We start from the raw sequence: 16,696 nt of genomic DNA on the forward strand, positions 1-16,696 counted from the left end.
ACTACTCCGTACCGCGCCCGCGTTGTATACCACCCCCGAAAGCTTTACGTGATCGCATGGGCACATTTATTTGGCTTCCTTCTTTTCTTAACTGCCAGTACTCGGTAGGGTGCGCTCAGTCCCTCTCCGCCCCCCTTGGAGGAACAGATGAAGCCTCGAGCCCTGCCCACTCTGCTCGCCGCGCTGGCGCTGCTCACCGCCGGCGTCGTACCGGCCGCGGTGGCCGCCCCGCCGGCAGACTCCCGGGTGGTTGCCGCCGGCAAGAGAGTTGTCGGCTACTTCACCGAGTGGGGTGTCTACGACCGGAACTACCACGTGAAGAACATCAAGACCAGCGGGTCGGCGGCCAAGCTGACCAACATCGTCTACGCCTTCGGCAACACCACCGGCGGCCGCTGCGCGATGGGGGACGCGTACGCGGCCACCGACAAGTTCTACGACGCGGCCGGCTCGGTCGACGGCGTCGCCGACACCTGGGACACCGGCGCGCTGCGCGGCAACTTCAACCAGTTGCGCAAGCTGAAGAAGCAGTACCCGAACATCAAGGTGGTCTGGTCGTTCGGCGGCTGGACCTGGTCCGGCGGCTTCACCGACGCGGCCAAGAACCCGACGGCGTTCGCGAACTCCTGCTACAGCCTGGTCGAAGACCCGCGCTGGGCCGATGTCTTCGACGGCATCGACATCGACTGGGAGTACCCGAACGCCTGCGGCCTGAGCTGCGACGCCTCCGGCCCGAACGCCTTCAACAACGTCATCAGCGCGCTCCGCACCCGGTTCGGTTCGTCCGCGCTGGTCACCGCGGCGATCACGGCCGACGGCACCAACGGCGGCAAGATCGATGCGACCAACTACGCCGTGGCGGCGCAGAAGCTCGACTGGATCATGCCGATGACGTACGACTACTTCGGCGCGTTCAACGCCCAGGGCCCGACCGCGCCGCACTCGCCGCTGACGTCGTACGCCGGAATCCCGCAGGCCGGCTTCCACAGCGACGCGGCGATCCAGAAGCTCAAGAGCAAGGGCATCCCGGCTGCGAAGATCCTGCTCGGCATCGGCTTCTACGGCCGGGGCTGGACCGGAGTCACCCAAGCTGCGCCGGGTGGTCGCGCAACCGGGGCCGCGCCCGGCAAGTACGAGGCAGGCATCGAGGACTACAAGCTGATCTCGACCCGTTGCCCCTCCACCGGAACAGTCGGCGGTACGGCGTACGCATTCTGCAACGGTCAGTGGTGGGGATATGACACGCCCGCGACGATCCGCAACAAGATGGTCTACGCCAACAACCAGGGCCTCGGCGGTGCGTTCTTCTGGGAACTCTCCGGCGACACCACCGCCGGCGCCTTGGTCACGGCCGTCAAGACCATCGGCTGACCTCAGGCGCCAGTTGAGCTCGAGTGAAGGCTGACTCTGACCATCGCCTGATTCGGCAGGCGATTCCCGGCGTCCGGGCCCTCCGCACCGTCCCTGCGGAGGCCCCGGACGCTGTTCTTCGCCCCGGTACTCCGTTCTGGCGCTTGCGACTCAGAGCAACCACGGAAGGCCCATTCCGTGGCGCTCTGTAGACCATTCGTGTCCGTTCGTGTCCGGTCTCGGACAGGTCGCATATGTGCCATCCGGCGGCGGAGGATATCCCTTGACTTAACCCCCGCGGTTCGCCGTACTGGTGCCTGCGTCTGACCCCGGCATGCGTTGAAGGAGGGGCTCCATGGAGAGGCTGCCGGATTCGTCGTTGATCATCGGCGTGGCCACGTCGACCGCCGAGCGAGTTCAACTCGCCCGGCTGCTGGGTGGTGCCGATGCGCTGTTGCTCGTGTCGAGCGCGGAGCAGGCACGGGAGTTCCTGGAGTTGACGTCGACGGCGGAGTCGGCGCCCGTAGTACTGACGCCTGCCGTCCTGCCCAATGTCAGTGAGCCTGCCCAGATCGAGGCACCGGTGCCTGCGCCTGCTCCGCTCGCCATCACCCCCGCCGCGGCTCTGAAGCTGGACGTGGAGCGCCGAGTGGTCCGCTGGAAGGACCGCGAGATGCGGCTGACGCGGTTGGAGCACGACTTCCTGAACTGCCTGGTCAAAGAACCGGGCAAGGTGTGGACCTACCAACGCCTGCACCACGCGGTCTGGGGCAACGAGCACTTGGGCCACGGCTCGCACATCCACTCAGTGGTCAAGCGCCTCCGCCAAAAGCTGGCCACTCTGGGTGCCACCGTCACCATCCACGCAGTACGAGGGGTCGGATTCCATCTCCTGCCCGTCGCGTGAGGTTCCACCAACGGCACCGGCCCCGGACAGGATCACCTGTCCGGGGCCGGGCTGTTCAGTTATTTAGCGGGTTGCCTTCAGGGCGAAGTCCTCGACGAGGATCTCGCCGGCGATCAGCTTGCTCGTCCTGGTCTGCGGACGGTAGCCGTCCTTGGCCGCGATCAGGGTGAGCGGGTTGTTGCGACGGTCCAGCCAGTAGGCGTAACCGCCGTTCTTGTCGGTGATGAAGGTGTACTGCTGGGCCCACGAGTCGACCTCGACGGTGGCGCCCGGCAGGGGAGCGGTGGTACCAGAGACGGCTACTCCGGTGACCGTGCCCATGATCTTGCTCCAGGTGGTCGGCGGCGAGACGTTGAGCTTCACGTCGACCGGGGCCACGCTGTACGGCGTGTTCTCGCCGATGGCGACCGAACCGGTGTAGGTACCGGGCTGGTCGACCGCGGCGTTGAGCGCCACCTTGACGACGACCTGCTCGCCCGGAGCCAGGGTGGCTTCGGTGCGGTCAAGCGCCATCCACGGGACGTCGGCCGACGACTCGGAGCAGTTCTCCAGGCCGGGCAGCGCCTCGCTGCTGGTGGTCGCGGTGAAGCCACCGGACGACCCACCGACCTTGTAGAAGCCGCAGGCCGCGCCACCGCGGTAGCGGGGCTGGTTGGCGTTCGGCAGCGCGGACCAGGTGCCGGCGGCCGGGTCGAAGGCGAAGCCGGCGTTGGTGACGGCGCCGGTCTGGACACCGCCGACGACCATCAGCTTGCCACCGGCGACGGCGAAGGACGCCGCCCAGTGGTCGGCCGGGGAGTCGGCGATCGCGGCCCAGGAGTTCGCTCCCGGGTCGTAGACGTAGCCGGCCTTCTGCGCCACTGTGCCGTCGTTACCGCCGGAGCAGTAGAGCTTGCCGTCGATGGCGCCGCAGGAAGCGAAGGCTACCGACTTCGGGTAGTTCGCCAGGGTGGACCAGCTGTTCGACGCCGCGTCGTAGGCGACGACGGAGTTCGACATCGGAGTACAGCTGGCGGTGGTGCAGCCGCCGACGGCGTACAGCTTGCCGTCGAGGACAGCCTGTCCGGCGGCCGCACGCGGAGCCGGGTTGGCTGCTACTGCGGACCAGGCGTTGGCGGCCGGGTCGTAGGCCCACGTAGCCGCGTCCGGACCGGCCGGGCCCCAGCCGGAGCTGGCGATGATCTTGCCGTTGACCGCACCGACCGTGACTGCGTTGCGAGCACCCGGCAGCGGGGCGATCGCGGTCCAGGCCAGGGTGGCCGGGTCGTAGACGTAGTTGTTGGCGGTCGAGGCGCTACCGTTGCCACCGGCAATCGAGTAGATCTTGCCGTCGAGGTTGACGACCCGGTTGTCCATCACGGTCGCCGGGTAGTTGGCGATGTCGACCCACGGAGCCGCGAGCGGGTTCCGGGTGGCCGGCGTACCGGCCATCTTGCCGGCCTGCTTGCTGCCGAACGAGGTCTCGACCTGCAGCCGCTGCAGCGGAGCACCGGTGCTGCTCATGATCTGCGACTTGGTGGTCTTGGTGCCGTTCGCGTTCTGCAGGGTGAAGCCGCCGTCGCGCTCACCGAACTTCAGGTCGACGTTCGCGCCACCGGTGTTGGTGACGGTGAACGACTTGGTGACCTTGCCGCCGGGCAGCCGCAGGTTGGCCTCGATCGCGCCCGGTACGACGGAGATCCGGCCCGCCGCCAGGGTGAAGTCGGCCGCCGTGACCCAGTCGGCCTCGACGTTCACCGTCTGCTGCGAGCTGACGTAGTTGCCGGCCTTGGCGGTGTAGCCGTGCGGGCCGTCGTCCGCGGAGTACAGCCAGTAGAAGCCGTCGGCCAGGCCGGTGTCCTCGGGCGTCGCGACGGTGGTGGCGGTCTCGCTGGGCTTGTCGTCACGGGTGACGACGGCTCCGTTGAGGTACCCACCGGTGTTGGCGTCCTTCACGTTGCCGACGACCAGCCCGCCGCCGGTGGCGACACAGTTGATCTGGCTGCCGATCAGCACGCTGTCGACCTCCCACCACCACTCGTACGAGGCGAGGGAGTAGTGGAAGCGAACCTGGACCGCCGACTTGCCGGCCGCCTGCGGGATCGCGATCTCCTTGACGCCGCGGGCGTCCGCGGACTGGGTGAGCACGGTGGTCCAGGTGGTTCCGCCGTCGACGGACAGGTCGACCTCGGCCTTCTCACCGCTGAGGTAGTTGAAGTCCTGGTTGAACTTGATCACCGGGGCGGTGACCGCGCTCAGGTCCACGACCGGGCTGACCAGCGAGGTGTCCTGCGCGCCGCCGGAGCCGTACTTGTCGCTGTCGACGATCGCGAAGCCGCCGGCCGCGCCGGTCAGGTTGCCGCGGTTGCCGACGTCCTCGAACTTCCAGACCTGGCCGTTGTTCTTGTTGTCCACCACGGTCCAGCCGCTCGGTACGGCCTTCGCGTCGAAGGTCTCGTAGACACCGTCGGAGCCGAACTTGTACCCCGGTGCGGTGCTGCACGCGTCGGCCCGGACCGGCACCGCCACGTTCTTGGTCAGGTTGCCCGTGCCGACGGTGATCGGCTGGCTGACAGTCTGGTAACCGGGCAGCTGGGTCTCCACCTTCAGCGTGTACGACGCGCTGGAAGGCACCTTGAAGGAGTACCGGCCGTTGATCGGGGTGGTGTAGTCGAACACCCCACCGGGACCCTCGACGCTCACCTTCGCGTACAGCGGCCAGCCGTGGCCGGAGCCGTCCGTGATGGTGCCGCCGACGCTCACGGTCGGAGCGGCCGCCAGGACGAAGTTCTTCGTCGTGGTGGTGTTCAGCGCGACAGTCGCCGTACCGGTCTGACCGACGTAGCCGAAGGCCGACACGACGAGTGAGTAGTCACCGGCGGGGAGGACGGCCGAGTAGCTGCCGTCTGCCGAGGTGGTCAGAGCCTTGTCCGGCGTACCGGTCTGCTTGACCGTGACCGAGGCGCCGGCGATGGCTGCGCCGCCGGTGGCGGTGACCTTGCCGGACAGGGTGCCGGTCTCGCCGACGGGTGCCGCGTTCAGCAGGGCGAGGGCGTCGAGCCGGCCCTGGCCGAACACGTTGTTGTTGGCGTCGGTGCCGCCACACTGCGCGTTCGGGGTGTCGATCGCGGTGCCGTTGAGCAGTGCGCGGGTGGCCGTGACGTCGCCCTTCAGGCTCGGTGCGCCCGACCACAGCAGCGCGATGACGCCCGCGAGGTGCGGGGCAGACATCGAGGTGCCGTTGAAGCTCGAGTAGCCGTTGCCCGGAACGCTGGAGCGGACGTTGACGCCCGGGGCCGAGATGTTCGGCTTGATCGTGCCGTTCTGGCCGGCACCACGGCCGGAGAACGAGGCGATGGTGTTGTTGATGTCGTAGGCGCCGACCGAGTAGTTGCTGGTCGAGCTGCCGGGGGAGCCGCTGGTGTTACAGGCGGAGCCGCTGTTGCCGTTCGAGAACACCCCGAAGATGCCGGACGCGGTCCAGGCGAGGGTGACGTCCTCCATGAACGGGTCGTTGGACGGCAGCCGGCTGCCCCACGAGTTGTTGATGACGTTGGGCCGCTTGCTCGCGTCCGGGTTGGTCCCGGCGAGGTTGGTCGGCTCCAGCATCCACTGACCGGATTCGATCAGCGCAGCGTCGCTCGGGCAGCAGCCGTTCGCGGCGATCCACTTGACCGCCGGTGCGACCCCGACCTGGTTGGCGGCGCCGTCGTCACCGGCCATGGTGCCCATCGTGTGGGTGCCGTGGCCGTTGGTGTCACACGGTGCGCCCGAGCAGGTGCCGGCGGCGTCGAACCAGTTGTAGTTGTGGTCGAACGTGCCGTTCGCCTGCTTGCCGCGGTACTGGTTCACCAGCGCCGGGTGGTCGTACTGGACGCCGGTGTCGATGTTGGCCACCGTGATGCCGGCGCCCTTGTCGCCGTACTGCGCCCAGACCTGGTCGGCCTTGACGTTGGCGATCCCCCACTCGACGGCGTTGATCTCGTTCTGCTGGGTGCCCTGGGTGACCTCGGGCACGTCGTACTGGACCGGGTTGTAGATCCCCTCGACCTCGGCGTGGTTGGCGATGCTCTGGACCATCTCGAGCGAGCCGCCCTTGACCACGATCGCGTTGGTGGCCCAGTAGGACTTGTACTGCGCGCGCTGACCGTCCAGCTCGGCCTTGACCTTGGCCTGGCTCTCCGCGGCGGTCTTGCGCAGCGCGGCGGCGACGGCCGTACCGCGCTCGTTCCAGTCGGTGATGGCGGAGGCCTTGCTCAGGTCGGCCTTCTCGCTGAACCGCACCCAGAAGTCGGTCGCCTCCTTGGCGTCCTTGCCTTCCAGCTTCGCCCGCAGGTCAGGCTTGATCTTGTCGGCCGCGGACGTGGGCGTCGCGCCGGCCTTGCTGGGTGGTGCCGCTTGGGCCAGGCCGGAGGCAGCCAGCCCGGTGGTGATGACGGCCACCGCCGCCAGGGCACTGACCAGCGATCTGGCCAGGCCCCTCTTCCGTTGATGAGACATCTCTGCAGCCCCTCACTTGTACGACCCCGAATCGACTCCCCCGAGTCATTTGGTGCGGAGGTGCAGGGTTTTGCGGCAGGTCCGGTCAGCGCATCGCGAACCGGTCCCGCGAACTCTCCGTGCCCCCCAGGTCGCGACGTGTTACGCCGAGCGCCTGCCGAGGACCCTATGTGTCACGGAAAGGTCTTAACAAGCACACTTGGTAAGCAAGATGTGACGCTCGGTCGGACTGGTTCGAGGCAAAAACCGGCAATATTTGTCAACGCGTTGACGATTAAAGGCAAAGGTTGACATCGTAATCGGATGGTCACCGCCCGTGTCCCCGCCCCGAACGACGGCGCCCTCGATCTGACCGCTTCCGCCCAGCAGCCGTTCCCGTTGCTGATCGCGGTCGCGGCGTCGCTGGAGGAACGCGTCCGCCTCGCCGAACTCGTCGACGACGTCGCACCGCTGCTGCTCGTCTCCAGCCTGGACGAGCTGCGCAGGCTGCTCACTCCGGCCCAGTCGCCGCCGCCGGTCCCGCCGGAGAACCCCGAGCCGCCGGAACCTGAGTCGGTGACCGAACCGCCGGCCCGCACGGTGCCGGACCGGCGTACCGGGCGGGCCGAGGTGTTGGCGATCGACTCTGCTCGATCGGTGGCGCAGTGGCGGGACCGGGAGGTTCCGTTGACCGATCTCGAGCACGACCTGCTCACTTGGCTGATGACCGAGCCGTTGCGGGTCTGGACCTACGAGGCGCTGCACCAGGCGGTCTGGCGAGACCGGCACCTGCGCGGTACTGCGGACGTCCACTCGCTGGTCAAGCGGGTACGCCGCAAACTCGACGAGCTGGGCACCACTGTCACCATCGACGCGGTGCGCGGTACCGGCTTCCGGTTGACCGACCACCAGAACCCGTCGATCACCGGGCTGCGTGCTGGTTGAGCCATGTCCGCAAGGCCCACCACCAACGGAGGGTCTGCGGGACGGTACGCCGTTCGTCGGCTTGCCAGCTGTCCGTGAGCTCCTGCAATCGGGTTAGCCGGTACCGGACGGTGTTGGCGTGGACGTGCAGCGCCCCGCCCGTCTGGTCCAGCCGCTGCCCGTGGTCGAGGTAGGCCAACGCTGTGGACACCAGTTGACGGTGGAAGTCGTCAGCCGGGTCGAGTGTGCCTAGTAGCTCGGCTGCAAGCAGTTCAGCCAGCAACGGCTGTGCTGCCAAGGCAATGTCACCGGCTAGCTCGGTCAGCGGGTGTAGTCCGTGCAAGCCAGTGGGCGTGCCTGCAGTCGCCGCTGCTCGGCAGAGTGAGTGCAGCGGACCCAACTCGGCCAGGGGAACAGCGGGGGAGGCCACTACGAGCACTGCCGCATCGAGAGCGTTGGTAGGAAGGCGCGGCACTACTGCGGCCCACCGTCCGTCGACCGAGCCGAAGAGGGCAGCAGGTGACAGCCATCGCTCTAGCGCCCTTGCGAGGCGCGGGTCGGCTACGTCGCTCGCTAGGCAGTGGTAGAGCCCGTCCGGGTTCAGGCCGGCTCGCGCGAGCTCTGCGGCGGTCAGGTCGCCCGCGTCCTCCCGCAGTACAAGCCGGAGCAGGTGTACCTGGAGATCGCGGGCTGTTCGCGACAACTCCAGCTCTGCCGCGTGGTAGCCGCTGATCACGTGCCGCTCAAGGCTGCCTGCGAAATACCCGAAGTCCACGAGTGCGGCGAGCAGTACGTCAGCTGGCACCCCTGCAGACTGGGCACGGCCGACAGCGATCTCAACAGCCCGGGAACGACCAGCCTGTACTCCGCGCAGCAACGCGTCGAGCGGAATGCCCTGTGCAGCCCGGTCCGCGCCGAGCCGTGCCGCTGCGGCGAAGTCCTGCTCGTCCGGTGCCGGTGCCCGGGTGAACGCGGCCAAGCCTGCGACGAGCATGATCTCGACATGCCGCCGCGTCTCGGCCTCGGGAAGCCGGGAGACTTCGGGCGACTCGGTCCGGGCCGCCGCGACCACTTCGTCGATCGCGCCGGTGTCGCTCGCCATGGCCGTCAGTACCTCGGCCAGCCGCCGGTTCTCCGCCACGACCATTCCCTCTCCCAGCCGCGTTGTCGCCCGGCCACAACGAAGCGCGCGGGCGTTGACGACCGGCCCCTACCGTCCGTGCGCGACAGGTTGCTTTTCTGTGAGCGACTGAAAGTAGCAGCCCTCCGCCCGAAAGGTGTTGCCTCATGAAGAACCCGGCGTCACACCGTCTTCGCCGATATCTCGGTCTGCTCGCCGCGGGGGTGACGGTCGCCGCGCTGTGCGCTTCGCCTGCGACCGCGGCTGGTGAGGCAGCGCCGCTGCGGCAGGTGCTGTTCGTCGGCAACAACTGGGATGGGACTGCCGACGTCATCAAGTCCACCGGCGACTACGCGAAGATCGGGCGGATCAACGTCGTACCGGACAAGGCCGCGCGGCTGGCCGAGATCTACCTCAACCCGGTCAAGCTGGCCTACTTCCTGGGCATCCGGCACGGTGTCGGCGAGGGACACGACCAACTGGTCGACGATCTCTACACGACCTCCGACGGCAAGTCGGTGGTGGTCTCGCGTCCGAGCTTCGCCGACGTGGTCTCGATCGACCTGGCCACCGGACAACTCAACTGGCGATTCCCGGTCTCCGGTTTCCGCTCCGACCACATGGCGGTGTCGCCGGACAACACCCGCGTTGCTGTCTCCGCGTCGACCTCGAACACTGTGCACGTCCTGGACATGACCACCGGAGCGCAGGTCGGTTCGTTCGCCACCGGCGACAAACCCCACGAGAACGTCTTCACCGGCAACGGCCGGTACTTGTGGAACATGGCGATCGGCGACGTGACCACGGCCCTCGACGATCCCGGCCTCGACTGGACCAAAGGCAATCGTCTGATCACGGTCGTCGAAGCCAAGACGTTCGCGCCGGTCAAGGTGATCGACATGCGTCAGCGCCTCGACGCGATCGGGCGCCGCGACCTGTCAGACGCAGTACGGCCGGTCGCGTTCACCCCGGACGAGTCGAAGCTCTACTTCCAGGTGTCGTTCTTCCACGGCTTCCTCGAGTACGACGTGGCCGCCGACAAGATCACCCGGGTGAAGACCCTGCCGAAGAACCCGAACACCAGCGAGGACCGGACCACCTGGATCAACGACTCGCGACACCACGGCCTGTCGATGAACCCGGCCGGCGACAAGCTCTGCGTGGCGGGCACGATGGACGACTACGCGACGATCGTCGACCGCGCCACCTTGCAGGAGCGACCCGTCGTACCGGCTTCGAAGCCATACTGGGCGACCGTGAGCGGTGACGGAAAGGCCTGCGTGATCTCCGAAAGCGGCGCCGACGCGGTGACCGCGATCGACTTCAGCACCGGCTTGAAGATCGCAACAGTTGCCGTCGGCGACCATCCGCAACGCGTCCGCATCGGGCAAGTGACAGCAGACTGGACCTCACCCACTCCCGGGTAGTGTCTGAAGCTGTGCGCTTCTCCAGCTTGAGTCACCTCGACTGTCCCAAGTGCGGCCTCAGTCACGACGCTGATCAGGTGATCGGGCTGTGCGCCTGCGGCTCGCCGCTGCTCGCCCGGTACGACCTCGACGAGGTGCGCGCCGGGTTGAGCAAGGTGGAGGTGGCGTCGCGCCCAGCCGACCTCTGGCGGTACCACGAACTGCTGCCGGTGCGGGCCGCCGAGAACGTGGTCAGCCTGGGGGAGGGGATGACGCCGCTGCTCGCACTGCCGGCGTACGGGCGGGAGTTGGGGGTCGAGCGGCTGCTGATGAAGGACGAAGGGCTGATCCCGACCGGGACGTTCAAGGCGCGGGGCGCGGCGGTCGGGGTGTCGCGGGCGCGGGAGGTCGGCGTACGGAAGATCGCGATGCCGACGAACGGGAACGCCGGGTCGGCGTGGGCGACGTACGCGGCCCGGGCGGGGATGGAGGCATTGATCGCGATGCCGGTCGCGGCACCGGAGATCTGCCGGCGGGAGGTGACGGTGGTCGGCGCGGAGCTGAAGCTGATCGATGGGCTGATCGGCGATGCGGGAGCGTGGGTGCGGTCGGAGCTGGCCGTGCGGGACGGGTACCAGGATGTCTCGACGCTGAAAGAGCCGTACCGGATCGAGGGCAAGAAGACGATGGGGCTGGAGATCGCGGAGCAACTCGGGTGGCGGTTGCCCGACGTGATCCTCTATCCGACCGGTGGGGGAGTCGGGTTGATCGGCATCTGGAAGGCGCTCGCGGAGCTGGCGTCGCTCGGCTGGGTCGACGGGCCGATGCCGCGGCTGGTCGCAGTACAGGCGAGCGGGTGCGCGCCGATCGTGAAGGCGTGGGAGGAGGGTCTGCTCGAGAGTGAGCCCTGGCCGGATGCGAAGACTGTTGCCTTTGGCATCACCGTGCCGAAGGCGCTGGGCGATTTCCTCGTCCTGCAAGCGATTGCGGAGACCGATGGTTGTGCCGTTGCCGTCGACGACGAAGACATCCTGGCCGCCCAACGCCGGGTCGCCGAACTGGAAGGCACCTTCATCTGCCCCGAAGGCGCCGCCAACTTCGCCGCCATCCAGCAACTACGAGCCTCCGGCTGGATCACCGCCGACGACCAGGTAGTTGCCCTCAACACCGGCACGGGCTTGAAATACCCAGAAACCGTCCCGCTCTAGTCGTCCCCAGGCGTGTGCAGCCATTTCCACCAGTTGGCGATAACCAACCCGGAGACCACCCCCAGGCCGAGGAACAGTTGCCGATTGCTCTGATACATCTCGTGACCGATCGGCAACAACGTGAAAATCGTCAAGGCGACAAAGCCGCCGGCAGCAAGAGCGAGCCGGGGAGCCAGCTCCCGCGGACTGAACCATTGCCAGAACAACCCGATCGCGATCCCCGCCAGACCGAGACCGCCGAGCCAGAGCTGCTCCGACCGCGCGATCAGCTCGCCGTCCTCCGGCAGGTAGATGGTCAGCGCGGTAGAGGCTGCCACGGGCAGTAGCCATCCCCTGCTACGGACCTGCGATGGCACTTTCTCCCGTACCGACATCATCGCCCCCACGTCGCTCGTGTGGGGGCAATGATGGCAGGTGGTCAGGCCTGGCCGCGGCGTACTGCGAGGATGTGGGCCGGGTCGCCGTTCGGGTCGAGCTTCACGTAGTTCTGCTGTCCCCAGCGCCAGGTCGAGCCGGTGATCTCGTCGTACACGGTGAAGGTGTCCTCGGGACGCATGCCGAGCGCGGCCATGTCGAGGTGGACGAGGGACTCGCGGACCGCGTGCGGGTCGGTGTTCACCACGACGATGACGGTGTCGCTGTGACCGTCGGGACCGAGGACCCGCTTGGAGAAGCACATGATCGCGTCGTCGTCGACCTTGTGCAGGCTCAGGTTGCGCAACTGCTGCAACGCGGGGTGCCGGCGGCGGATGTTGTTCAGCAGCGTCAGGTACGGCGCCAGCGTGCGGTTCTCCGCTGCCGCCGCATCCCAGTCACGCGGGCGGAGCTGGAACTTCTCGGTGTCCAGGTACTCCTCGGAGCCCGGCCGCAGCGCGACGTGCTCGAACAGCTCGAAGCCCGCGTAGACACCCCACGCCGGTGACGAGGTGGCCGCGATCGCGGCGCGGATCTTGAACGCGCCCGGACCGCCGTACTGCAGGTACGCGGTGAGAATGTCGGGCGTGTTGACGAAGAAGTTCGGCCGCAGGAAATGGCCGGTCTCCTTGGTCAGCTCCTGCAGGTACTCCTCCAGCTCCCACTTCTCGTTGCGCCAGGTGAAGTAGGTGTACGACTGGTGGAACCCGACCTTGGCGAGCTCGCGCATCATCGGCCGGCGGGTGAACGCCTCGGACAGGAAGACCACGTCCGGGTCGGTCTTGCGGACCTCGCCGAGCAGCCACTCCCAGAAGTTGACCGGCTTGGTGTGCGGGTTGTCGACCCGGAACACGGTGACGCCGTGCGAAATCCACAGCTTCACGATCCGCAGTACCTCGGCGTAGATGCCTTCGGGATCGTTGTCGAAGTTGATCGGGTAGATGTCCTGGTACTTCTTCGGCGGGTTCTCGGCGTACGCGATCGAGCCGTCGGCGCGGACGCTGAACCACTTCGGGTGCTCAGTCACCCAGGGGTGGTCGGGCGAGGCCTGCAACGCCAGGTCGATGGCGACCTCGAGGCCGAGTTCGCGGGCCCGGCCGACGAAGTAGTCGAAGTCCTCGAAGGTGCCCAGCTCGGGGTGGATCGCATCGTGACCGCCGTCTTCCGAGCCGATCGCCCACGGTGAGCCGGGGTCGCCGGGCTTCGGGTCGAGGGTGTTGTTCGGGCCCTTGCGGTACGACTTGCCGATCGGGTGCACCGGCGGGACGTACAGAACGTCGAAGCCCATCGCGGCGACGGCGTCGAGCCGCTTGGCCGCAGTTCGGAAGGTGCCGGACTTCCACTCCTGCTTGTCTTCGTCGTACTCCGCGCCCTCGGAGCGCGGGAAGAACTCGTACCAGCTGCCGTAGAGCGCGAGCTGCCGATCCACCCACACTGGGTAGGTCTCGGACGAGGTGATCAGCTCGCGCACCGGGTAGCGGCCCAATGCCGAGCGCACCTGCGGCGAGATGCCCGCGGCGAGTCGCGCCTCGGCAGGCAGCGCGCCGTTGGCCAGCGCCTGCGCCGCGTCGCTCAGCGTCGCCCGATCAACCCGTACTGCGGGCGGTACGCCGGCGGCGGCGCGATCGAAGAAGGCCGCCCCTTCGGCGAACATCAGCTCGACGTCGATGCCGGCCGGGATCTTGATCTCGGCGTTGTGCCGCCAAGTCCCGTACGGGTCGCTCCAGCCCTCGATCGCGAACGTCCACGCACCCTGCTCCTGCAGCGTGACGTCGACGGTCCAGCGGTCGGTGCCCTGGCCGACCGGGGTCATCAGCATCCGTCTGGTCTGTCCCGTTGGCGACGTCAGTACGACGTTCGCGTTCACCGCGTCGTGTCCTTCGCGGAACACGGTGGCCGCGATGGTGAAGGTCTCACCCACCGTCGACTTGGCCGGATACGCTCCGGCGTCGACGGTCGGGGTGACGTCGGTGATCGGGATGCGCCCAGTCATGGAGTTAACGAACCTTCGCTTTCCGACTAGCGGGGACAGAGAAGTACAGCACTGACGGTATCGGTTCCCAGTACCGCGCCACGCCATGCAGGTGTCACGGTTCGGTCCAGACTCTGGATCGCCGCCCCGCCGGGTCGTCCGAACTGCGGATCGCTGGTTCACTGACTGGTACAGACTGGTCCTGCGGTGGTACTGGTCTGGTCCTGCAAGATCTTGCTCGCGTTGCAAGATCGATGCATACCGAACGTGCCGTCGGCTCCCGGGGCCGGTACGGTGTCCCGGTGCGAGCGATACGACGATTCTCCGTCCGCCCTGTCCTGCCCGAGCCCCTGACCGGTCTCGGCACCCTGGTGAACAACCTGCGCTGGGTCTGGCACCCGGAGACGCAAGACGTCTTCGAGGCCGTCGACCCGCAACTGTGGCGCAGTACCGGTGGTGACCCGGTCAGGCTTCTCGGTGAGGTACCGGCGGCCCGGCTCGACGAGCTGGCGAACGACCAAGCCTTCCTGCGGCGACTGGAACTGGCTGTCACCGACCTCCAGGGGTACGTGACCGACGACCGGTGGTTCCAGGCCGAGGCCGGTTCCCCGGTCAGCTCGGTGGCCTACTTCTCCCCGGAATTCGGCATCACCCACGTCCTGCCGCAGTACTCCGGTGGTCTCGGCATCCTGGCCGGTGACCACCTGAAGGCCGCGAGCGACCTCGGCGTACCGCTGATCGGCGTCGGCCTGCTCTACCGGCACGGGTACTTCGGTCAGTCGCTGAACCGCGAAGGCTGGCAGCAGGAGCGCTACCCGCTGGTGGACCCCGACGGTCTGCCGATCAGCCTGCTCCGCGACGGCGACACCCCGGCCACCATCGAGGTGACCCTGCCGGGTGACCGCAAGCTGTGCGCGCAGATCTGGGTCGCCCAGGTCGGCCGGGTGCCGCTGCTGATGCTCGACGCCGACACCGAAGCCAACGAGCTCGCCGAGCGTGACGTCACCGACCGCCTGTACGGCGGAACGACCGAGCACCGGCTGCTCCAGGAGCTCCTGCTGGGTGTCGGCGGCGTCCGCGCCGTCCGCGAGTTCTGCCGGGTCACCGGTCACCCGGCGCCCGAGGTGTTCCACACCAACGAGGGTCACGCCGGCTTCCTGGGCATCGAGCGGATCCGCGAACTGGCCTCCGGCCAGAACCTCGACTTCGACACCGCGCTCGAGGTGGCCCGCGGCGGCACCGTCTTCACCACCCACACCCCGGTCCCGGCCGGCATCGACCGCTTCCCGGTCGAGCTGATCCAGCAGCACTTCTCGCCCGACGTGTTCGGCGACGGCGTACCGGTCGACCGGATCCTCGCGCTCGGCGCCGAGGACTTCGAGGGCGGCGACCCGGCCGTCTTCAACATGGCGATCATGGGCCTGCGCCTGGCCCAGCGCGCCAACGGCGTGTCCAAGCTGCACGGTGTCGTCAGCCGCGGGATGTTCGCCGGCCTGTGGCCGAGCTTCGACCCGTCCGACGTACCGATCACCTCGATCACCAACGGCGTGCACGCGCCGACCTGGGTGGCGCGCGAGATCTCCGCGCTGACCTACGCGGCCGCCGACCAGGGCGACTCCGAGAACATGTTCGAGGGTCTGGACAAGACCACCGACGCGCAGCTGTGGGAGACGAAGCGGATGCTGCGGCAGCGCTTCATCGACGACACCCGCGCCCGGGTCCGCGCCTCCTGGGTCAACCGGGGCGCTTCGGAGGCCGAACTGGGCTGGGTCGACTCGATCCTCGACCCGGACGTGCTGACGATGGGCTTCGCCCGCCGCGTACCGTCGTACAAGCGACTCACCCTGATGCTGCGCGACCCCGCCCGGCTGAAGGCGATGCTGCTGCACCCGACCCGGCCGGTCCAGATCGTCATCGCCGGCAAGGCGCACCCCGCCGACGAGGGCGGCAAGAAGCTGATCCAGGAGATGGTCCGGTTCGCCGACGACCCCGAGATCCGGCACCGCATCGTCTTCGTGCCCGACTACGACATCGCGCTTGCGCAGCCGATGTACCCGGGCTGCGACGTCTGGCTGAACAACCCGCTCCGCCCGTACGAGGCATGCGGCACGTCCGGCATGAAGGCGGCGCTGAACGGTGCGCTCAACCTGTCCATCCGCGACGGCTGGTGGGACGAGTGGTACGACGACGAGTTCGGCTGGGCCATCCCGTCCGCCGAAGGGATCGAGGACACGGATCGCCGTGACGACCTCGAGGCACACGCTCTCTACGACCTGATCGAGAAGCAGGTCGCGCCGCGCTTCTACGACGGTGACGTCCCCGGCCGCTGGATCGAGATGCTCCGGCACACGATCAAGGAACTCGGCCCGAAGGTGCTCGCCACCCGGATGGTCCGGGACTACGTCGAGCAGCTCTACGTCCCGGCCGCCCGCTCGTCGCGTCAGCTCAACTCGACGTACGACGGCGCCCGTCAGCTCGCTTCGTGGAAGAAGCAGGTGCGGGCAGCTTGGTCCCAGATCCGCGTCGACCACGTGGAGCTGCAGGGGCTGGGGGATGTGCCGCAGCTTGGTACCACGGTCGGCATCCGGGCGTTTGTGACGCTGGGGGATCTGACGCCAGGCGACATCGACGTCGAGGCGCTGCACGGCCGGGTGAACTCGGAAGACGAGATCACCGATCCGGTCCGGGTGTCGCTGTCGCTGGCGGAAACCTACGAAGGCAACCGCCACCGCTTCGAAGGCGAACTGAAACTCGACCGCACCGGGCCGTTCGGCTACACGGTCCGAGTCCTCCCCAACCACCCGATGCTGGCCAGCCCGGCCGAGCTGGGGTTGGCTGCTGGGCCGTCGGATCCGGAAGACCCGGAAACCCCGGACCTCCCGGCCGGCTCGGAGTTCTGAGCCACTGAACGCTCGCGGGCCCCGCCTACCTCACTAG

10 protein-coding genes are annotated in these 16,696 nt (G+C 67.7%); 6 read left to right on the forward strand and 4 right to left on the reverse strand.

What is annotated here, in order from left to right; genetic code table 11:
- The first annotated feature begins 147 nt into the window (after positions 1–147).
- Positions 148–1,371 carry a glycoside hydrolase family 18 protein gene (locus tag AB0F51_RS33840; protein WP_360286556.1) on the forward strand — a complete coding sequence of 408 codons (1,224 nt, stop codon included), beginning with the start codon at positions 148–150 and terminating at the stop codon, positions 1,369–1,371.
- Positions 1,372–1,705: 334 nt separating this feature from the next.
- Positions 1,706–2,257, forward strand: coding sequence for a winged helix-turn-helix domain-containing protein (locus AB0F51_RS33845; RefSeq protein ID WP_360286559.1), 552 nt, complete (start codon positions 1,706–1,708; stop codon positions 2,255–2,257).
- Positions 2,258–2,320: 63 nt separating this feature from the next.
- Here the strand turns inward: AB0F51_RS33845 and AB0F51_RS33850 are convergent, their stop codons facing one another.
- Positions 2,321–6,736, reverse strand: a complete 4,416-nt coding sequence (locus tag AB0F51_RS33850; RefSeq protein ID WP_360286562.1) for a S8 family serine peptidase — start codon at positions 6,734–6,736, stop codon at positions 2,321–2,323.
- A 303-nt stretch (positions 6,737–7,039) separates the two neighbouring features.
- Between AB0F51_RS33850 and AB0F51_RS33855 the strand changes: the two genes are divergently transcribed.
- Positions 7,040–7,660 carry a winged helix-turn-helix domain-containing protein gene (locus AB0F51_RS33855; protein WP_360286565.1) on the forward strand — a complete coding sequence of 207 codons (621 nt, stop codon included), beginning with the start codon at positions 7,040–7,042 and terminating at the stop codon, positions 7,658–7,660.
- Here AB0F51_RS33855 and AB0F51_RS33860 read toward each other — a convergent pair.
- Entirely contained in the window at positions 7,638–8,780 is a 1,143-nt protein-coding gene (locus AB0F51_RS33860) for a helix-turn-helix domain-containing protein (RefSeq protein ID WP_360286568.1), read from the reverse strand. The two genes, AB0F51_RS33855 and AB0F51_RS33860, sit on opposite strands and share 23 nt — an antisense overlap.
- Before the next feature lie 146 nt (positions 8,781–8,926).
- Here AB0F51_RS33860 and AB0F51_RS33865 point away from each other — a divergent pair, with 146 nt between their 5' ends.
- Positions 8,927–10,186 carry a YncE family protein gene (locus tag AB0F51_RS33865; protein WP_360286571.1) on the forward strand — a complete coding sequence of 420 codons (1,260 nt, stop codon included), beginning with the start codon at positions 8,927–8,929 and terminating at the stop codon, positions 10,184–10,186.
- Between the two features lie 11 nt (positions 10,187–10,197).
- The gene (locus AB0F51_RS33870; RefSeq protein ID WP_360286574.1) at positions 10,198–11,373 is read left to right on the forward strand and encodes a threonine synthase; all 1,176 of its coding nucleotides are present in this window, start codon (positions 10,198–10,200) and stop codon (positions 11,371–11,373) included.
- Here AB0F51_RS33870 and AB0F51_RS33875 read toward each other — a convergent pair.
- Together AB0F51_RS33875 and AB0F51_RS33880 are read right to left on the reverse strand one after the other, a co-directional pair.
- The gene (locus tag AB0F51_RS33875) at positions 11,370–11,690 is read right to left on the reverse strand and encodes a hypothetical protein (RefSeq protein ID WP_360286577.1); all 321 of its coding nucleotides are present in this window, start codon (positions 11,688–11,690) and stop codon (positions 11,370–11,372) included. The genes AB0F51_RS33870 and AB0F51_RS33875 overlap by 4 nt on opposite strands.
- Positions 11,691–11,791: 101 nt before the next feature.
- Positions 11,792–13,780: an alpha-1,4-glucan--maltose-1-phosphate maltosyltransferase gene (locus tag AB0F51_RS33880; protein WP_360286580.1), complete on the reverse strand. Its 1,989-nt coding sequence runs from the start codon at positions 13,778–13,780 to the stop codon at positions 11,792–11,794.
- 281 nt (positions 13,781–14,061) lie between these two features.
- On the opposite strand from AB0F51_RS33880, the gene glgP reads away from it, so the two are divergent.
- Entirely contained in the window at positions 14,062–16,659 is a 2,598-nt protein-coding gene (gene glgP / locus AB0F51_RS33885; protein ID WP_360286583.1) for an alpha-glucan family phosphorylase, read from the forward strand.
- The last annotated feature ends 37 nt before the right edge of the window (positions 16,660–16,696 follow it).

It is taken from the genome of Kribbella sp. NPDC023855, from assembly GCF_040639475.1.
In the GTDB taxonomy this organism is placed as follows: Bacteria; Actinomycetota; Actinomycetes; order Propionibacteriales; family Kribbellaceae; genus Kribbella.